We start from the raw sequence: 5,501 nt of genomic DNA on the forward strand, positions 1-5,501 counted from the left end.
ATTTTTTCATCAGCAACTTGTTTACGTTCATGTAGTTCATTCACCTTCGTATCAACATTTTCCTTAACCTTGTTAAGTTCATTCAATGTTTGATCCACGTTTTCTTTGTGTTGCTGCAATTTCGCATCTAACTCTTGTTTATGTTGCTTAATTTCAGCTAATCGATCTCCCGTACTTTGCTGAGGAGTAGCATCATTTACTTCCGCATGAGCAGGGTTCGCGCCAGCAATCATTGCTAAAGCTAGTGTAGACGCAGCGATTGTTTGTTTTGTTTTCATATTTTTGTACCTCTTTTCTTTCATATGCATGAACTGTTTTGTGTAAAAATGAGCATATAGAAGTAGATTATCTTATTATTATATACTATGTTAGGCGCTTAGAGGAAGGATTTGCATAATAATCTATGATTATGTAATTTTTATAATCTCTTATTTGGGGGTAGGGGATAAACCTTTAGCTAGATGAACAATTTCTTCTATAGTAAAGCTTACATCTTTATTATTGCGAATAACAAACAAATAATCAGCCTCGTTTTCTACAGGATCTACCACATCATCGTGAAGTGATTCAGTTTGTTGTCGATCAAGTACTTCTTTGAAACTAGAATATCCACCTCTAAAAATATTCGTACTTCGCGTGCTTCGAGCCACTCTTTCGTAAAGTACATCATCTGGAATGTCAAAATGAACTAATATGCGTACATATTCATTCTGTGGAAATAATTCGTTTAGTAAATAGAATCTTCCGCTTTTACTGCGATTGGAATTACAAATAATAAGGTGTAAATTTGTATGTTCTTTCGCATAATCAACAATGAATTTTGAAAGACCGTGCTTTAGTATATTTGAACCTTCTGTCGGCTGTAATTTTTCATAATGTGTGTTAATAAATTCAGCTTGGTTGTCCTGGTCCATAATAAAAGAATTAGGTAACTCTTTTTCTAGCTCTTTTGCAAATGTAGTTTTTCCACTGTGTGTTTTTCCAACTGTAATGATGACTAATCTTTTCATGACGCCCTCCATTTGTATTGTTATGAACTGGAATATTCGGTGTAGATCGAAATCTTCCTGCTAGAGATTACACAAATTATTGGAGCGTTAGTAGGCTGAAAACTTGACAAAAAAACTTATTTATTCTATAATTTACCAATATAAAAATAAGGTGTATAATAGGGTTCTCCTGGCCAGGGGAACCCTATTTTTGTTGTGAAAATGAAGGAGAGTGTATGTGTGTGAAACAAGGTGAAGCAAGTGTAACGTCGTTAGTATCAGCTTTCGGAAGGGCGTATCATAGTGAATTTGATAATCCTAAAATCTTTGATGATTATGTAGCTAAAGATTTCATTTCACAAAAAGAACGTAACAATATTGAAACGAACATGGTTCAAGGGATTCACTTTTTCAATAAAGAAATTGCAGAGCAGTTTCAAGACAATCCAAAAGAAATATTAAAATGGATTACGCAAGTTCAGTTATCACCAACACCTTTAGCACGTGCCGCATATTGTGAAAGAGTATTACTACATGAAATTACATTAGGAGCGAAACAATACGTCATACTCGGTGCAGGCTTAGATACGTTCAGTTTTAGACACCGAGAATTAGAAAATAAAATAGAAATATTTGAAGTGGATCATCCTTCTACGCAGGCGTTTAAGAAGGAAAGAATAAAAGAAGTAGAACTTGAAGTTCCAAATAACCTTCATTTTGTTTCGATGGATTTCACGAAAGGATTTTCCTATGAACAGTTACGCAATGAAGGATTTGAAAATAAAAAGACGTTCTTTAGTCTATTAGGTGTAACATACTATTTAACGAAAGAGGAACTTGCTAGTTTAATAGAGTGCTTGTTTGAGATAGTTCCAGTAGGGAGTTCTATCGTTTTCGATTATCCCGATGAAAACTTATTTAAGAAAAAAGGACTGTCCAATCGAGTTGAAAACATGGTGAAAATGGCTGCGGTAGGCGGAGAACCGATGAAATCATGTTATTCTTATGCTGAAATGGAAGAACTGTTAGAGAAGGCGGGCTTACTCATTTATGAGCATTTATCACCAGAGGATATTGATGTATTATATTTTGAAGGACGAAACGATTATTTAGAAGCTTTTGAGACAGTACATTATGTACATGCGGTAAAAAGGTAGGAAATTAGTAGGCATGGGGAGGAATCTCTGTGCTTTTTTGTGGAAAACAAGAGGATAGGGTTTATTGGGAAAGATAATGATAAATATATTGCTATATAAGTTATTATATCTAAATGAACATCAGGAAGAGTTTCGGGTATATTTGTCGGAAAACATAGAATATTCAACAAAAATCCATGATTATATTATATAATGATTTTAATAAACCATATTTTAGAAATTACCCCCGATTGTGTAGAAGGTATATTTTGTTTTGATAAGCTAAAATGTTTAGCTAAAAGAACTTGTAGTGGGGCTTGCTACAAGTTTTTTATTTGTAAAATTTTTATTGGCTAAAATATGGAAAAAAGGAGGATGCAAGTTTGATAAGAAATTTAAAGAAAGCAGCACTTAATTCGTTAGATGGGAAATGGGGAGTAAGTATAGGGATATCGGCGTTATACTATTTTGTACCAACTTTAAGTGCATCAGCAATCGCTAGTTTTATATATTTAATATTTGGCTTGTTTATTGGGATAATTGGTTTGGATGTTTTCTTTATTTATTCAATGGGTGGGCAACTACAAGTAGATCTAACAGCACTAGTTTTACTTATTCTAAGTTATTTTTTTATAGGACTGATTTGTTTCTTAATTTACAGTGTCATACAAGGTATCTTTAATTATGGGTATTCTGTTTTCACCTTACGCTTAGGTAAAAATGAAGATGCTAAGGTGGACGATGTATTTGTGGGGTTTAGGAAAAATAATTTGTGTAAATCAATGAAATTAGGAGTGTTGCAGGCTGTTTTTCTATTTTTATGGAGTCTGTTATTAATTGTTCCAGGTATTATTAAATATTTTTCTTATTCAATGGCATATTATATTTTAATAGAGAATCCGGATTATACAGCAAGTGAAGCATTAAGGGAGAGTAAAAGAATAATGAAAGGACATAAGTTCAAGTTATTTGTTCTTTGGTTATCTTTTATTGGTTGGTTTTTATTAACTGCATTTATAGGCATGTTTACATTTAATCTGTCATTCATATTCATTTCCCCTTATTACAACACAACTGTCTCGCATTTTTACTTAGACTTAATTAAGAAACAAGATGCTAGAGAAGCGAAGGTAAGTATATAAAGAATATAATTAGTAAGAAAATATGTATAATGTATATTTTCTCGATTGTGGACATGCAATTAAGCATATCCCTTTTTAATGTGATATTGAAAGAAATAAAGAAGCTGCAATTGGATATGTTTTACTTATAATAATTTGGACAAGGATGTTATAACATTGGAGGAATTTAAAATGAGGAAGAGTAAAATGTTTCAGGATTTTAATTTTAAGTTAGTGGTAATTGAAGCTTTATTAGATAAAGAGCCACTATTTCTAAAAGAATTGAAAGACTTAATAGAAAAGCATACGAATTATTTTGAATGGTATTCAGGAGCTGGGCCAATTGTTGAAATCAAAGCTTTTTTAGAAGCGTTAACTTTGGAAATAAGTGATTTGGAAAAGATTGAGTCCCTTTGCTTTGATGGTGGGAATGAAATTTATCATATTTTAAAGCCTGATTGGGACGGTGAAGACAGTTTATTTGATGTTATATCTGTTGAAGGATTTCAAAATCTAAAAAATTTAAAAACAGTGGAATATATTTCAATGTGTTACCCGAAAGTATTAGAACCATTAAAACAGGCTGGAATAGAAGTTGAGGATTAATGAAGAGAATTTAAAATGGTAAAGTACTTTATTGAAATTGTGTAAAGGAAATTAAAACACAACATATTAAACGAAGTGATTTATCGTATAAATTTACATTCAGTTAATATTAGTAGGTTAATAGAAAAATTAGTGTTAATTGTTAAATGGGGCGTGTAAAAAAGACAAAATCTCTTAAAAAACACTTAAATTTTTACTCCATTAATCTTTACAATCGCCCCCTATAATGTGAATTGGACAAGCACCTAAGAGAAAGCAGAACATGTCAGTTTGTACATTCTATTATTAGGGGGAGAATTTGTATGAAAAAGACAGTTGCTTCGTTAGCAGTTATGGCGGCATTATTACCGACGTTTTCAGCACATGCGGAAGGGAAAGAGCAAGTCCGGAAATCAGCTACAACTTTTAACGTTATTAGTGATATTCAAGGGGATTTAGGGGATTTTGATCATGTGCTAAAAGATATGAACAAAGTGACGCCACTTTCTAGAGCGCTTATTATGAATGGGGATATAACGCCAACTGGACAACAGTCACAATATGATGATGTAAAGCGTGTGTTAAATAAAAATAAGCATCCAGAAAATGTATGGTCTACTGTTGGGAATCATGAGTTTTATGCTGGGAAATGGACAGCAGATGGGAAACTCTCTCAAAGTACATGGCCAAATGGTGTAACTGAGGAAACTTTATTTAACCGCTATCTGAAATTTAGTGGACAAGAAAAGGTATATCATAAAAAAGAATTAGATGGGTATCCGCTTCTATTTTTAGGAACTGAAAAATATATGAAATACCACGATTCAAAAATGTGGGACGAAGTATATATGAGTGATGAGCAATTAGGTTGGTTAAAACAAAATTTAGAAGAGTATAGTCAAAAAGATAAAAATAAGCCAATCTTTATTTTCTCTCATCACGTTTTACCTGATACGGTATCTGGATCAAGACAATCGCCGTATTTACAAGATTATTTAAACGTGGATAAATTGTACGATATATTAAAAGACTATCCGCAAGTTGTTTTCTTCACGAGTCATACGCATTGGGATTTAAACTTACCTGACTGGGCTGGTAAAAAGAAAATTAAAGGCGGAGATGAAAAAGGTTTCACTGTTGTAAATACGGGCGGGATTGAAACAGGCTGGATGTCAGCGGGACCAAATGGAGGAGAGAAAACTGCTCCAGATGGCTATTCATTTAAACAAGGGTTACAAGTGAAAGCATATGGTAACGATGTAATTGTGACAGCTTACGATTACAAACGTGATAAGGATATAAAGAAGTTATTAATTAGTGATTCAAAAATTGCGCAGATGGCACCAAATGTAGCGGCAGATGATAGTAAAAATATAATTGTCGGTGCAACTGAATATATGGAGTATTCTATAGAAGGAACGAATGAGTGGCATACGTATAGTAAAGCAAACCCTCCGAAATTTGATGGGGATAAAGTGGTATATGTACGCCATAAAGGTGAAATGAATTTAGAGCCGGGATTAACACAGTTACTTCGTTTTTCGATAAATAAGTGATTGGAGGGAGTCTGCATTTGAATGTGTGGGCTCTTTTTTTTGTTGATGAGAAAGGGGTTGCCTGTCTGTCGTTTTTTGTCGATAGATCGATATATTAAGAAAATCGTTGATATA

The 5,501-nt window shown here is 33.1% G+C and carries 5 protein-coding genes and 1 pseudogene; 4 read left to right on the top strand and 2 right to left on the bottom strand.

Annotated features, from left to right (window positions below; genetic code table 11):
* A pseudogene (locus tag MR160_RS32490) lies at positions 1-278 on the bottom strand (LPXTG cell wall anchor domain-containing protein); the annotation flags it as partial.
* A 150-nt stretch (positions 279-428) separates the two neighbouring features.
* On the bottom strand, positions 429-1,010 hold the full coding sequence (locus tag MR160_RS32495) for an ATP-binding protein (protein WP_000826975.1): 582 nt from the start codon (positions 1,008-1,010) through the stop codon (positions 429-431).
* Positions 1,011-1,225: 215 nt separating this feature from the next.
* On the opposite strand from MR160_RS32495, the gene MR160_RS32500 reads away from it, so the two are divergent.
* The 4 genes from MR160_RS32500 (at position 1,226) to MR160_RS32515 (ending at position 5,387) form a co-directional block, all read left to right on the top strand.
* Positions 1,226-2,146, top strand: a complete 921-nt coding sequence (locus tag MR160_RS32500; RefSeq protein WP_000337839.1) for a class I SAM-dependent methyltransferase — start codon at positions 1,226-1,228, stop codon at positions 2,144-2,146.
* Between the two features lie 362 nt (positions 2,147-2,508).
* On the top strand, positions 2,509-3,267 hold the full coding sequence (locus MR160_RS32505) for a DUF975 family protein (RefSeq protein WP_000620770.1): 759 nt from the start codon (positions 2,509-2,511) through the stop codon (positions 3,265-3,267).
* A gap of 171 nt (positions 3,268-3,438) precedes the next feature.
* On the top strand, positions 3,439-3,852 hold the full coding sequence (locus MR160_RS32510) for a DUF6892 domain-containing protein (RefSeq protein ID WP_001232168.1): 414 nt from the start codon (positions 3,439-3,441) through the stop codon (positions 3,850-3,852).
* A gap of 302 nt (positions 3,853-4,154) precedes the next feature.
* Positions 4,155-5,387 carry a DUF4073 domain-containing protein gene (locus MR160_RS32515; RefSeq protein ID WP_000754274.1) on the top strand — a complete coding sequence of 411 codons (1,233 nt, stop codon included), beginning with the start codon at positions 4,155-4,157 and terminating at the stop codon, positions 5,385-5,387.
* Positions 5,388-5,501 lie beyond the last annotated feature (114 nt).

The organism is Bacillus cereus group sp. BfR-BA-01382 (genome assembly GCF_022663475.1).
In the GTDB taxonomy this organism is placed as follows: Bacteria; Bacillota; Bacilli; order Bacillales; family Bacillaceae_G; genus Bacillus_A; species Bacillus_A thuringiensis_S.

Excerpts from the sequence above, each read along its gene's own strand:
- MR160_RS32495 (WP_000826975.1), bottom strand. The coding sequence starts at position 1,010 with ATGAAAAGATTAGTCATCATTACAGTTGGAAAAACACACAGTGGAAAA.
- MR160_RS32500 (WP_000337839.1), top strand. The coding sequence starts at position 1,226 with ATGTGTGTGAAACAAGGTGAAGCAAGTGTAACGTCGTTAGTATCAGCT.
- MR160_RS32510 (WP_001232168.1), top strand. The coding sequence starts at position 3,439 with ATGAGGAAGAGTAAAATGTTTCAGGATTTTAATTTTAAGTTAGTGGTA.
- MR160_RS32515 (WP_000754274.1), top strand. The coding sequence starts at position 4,155 with ATGAAAAAGACAGTTGCTTCGTTAGCAGTTATGGCGGCATTATTACCG.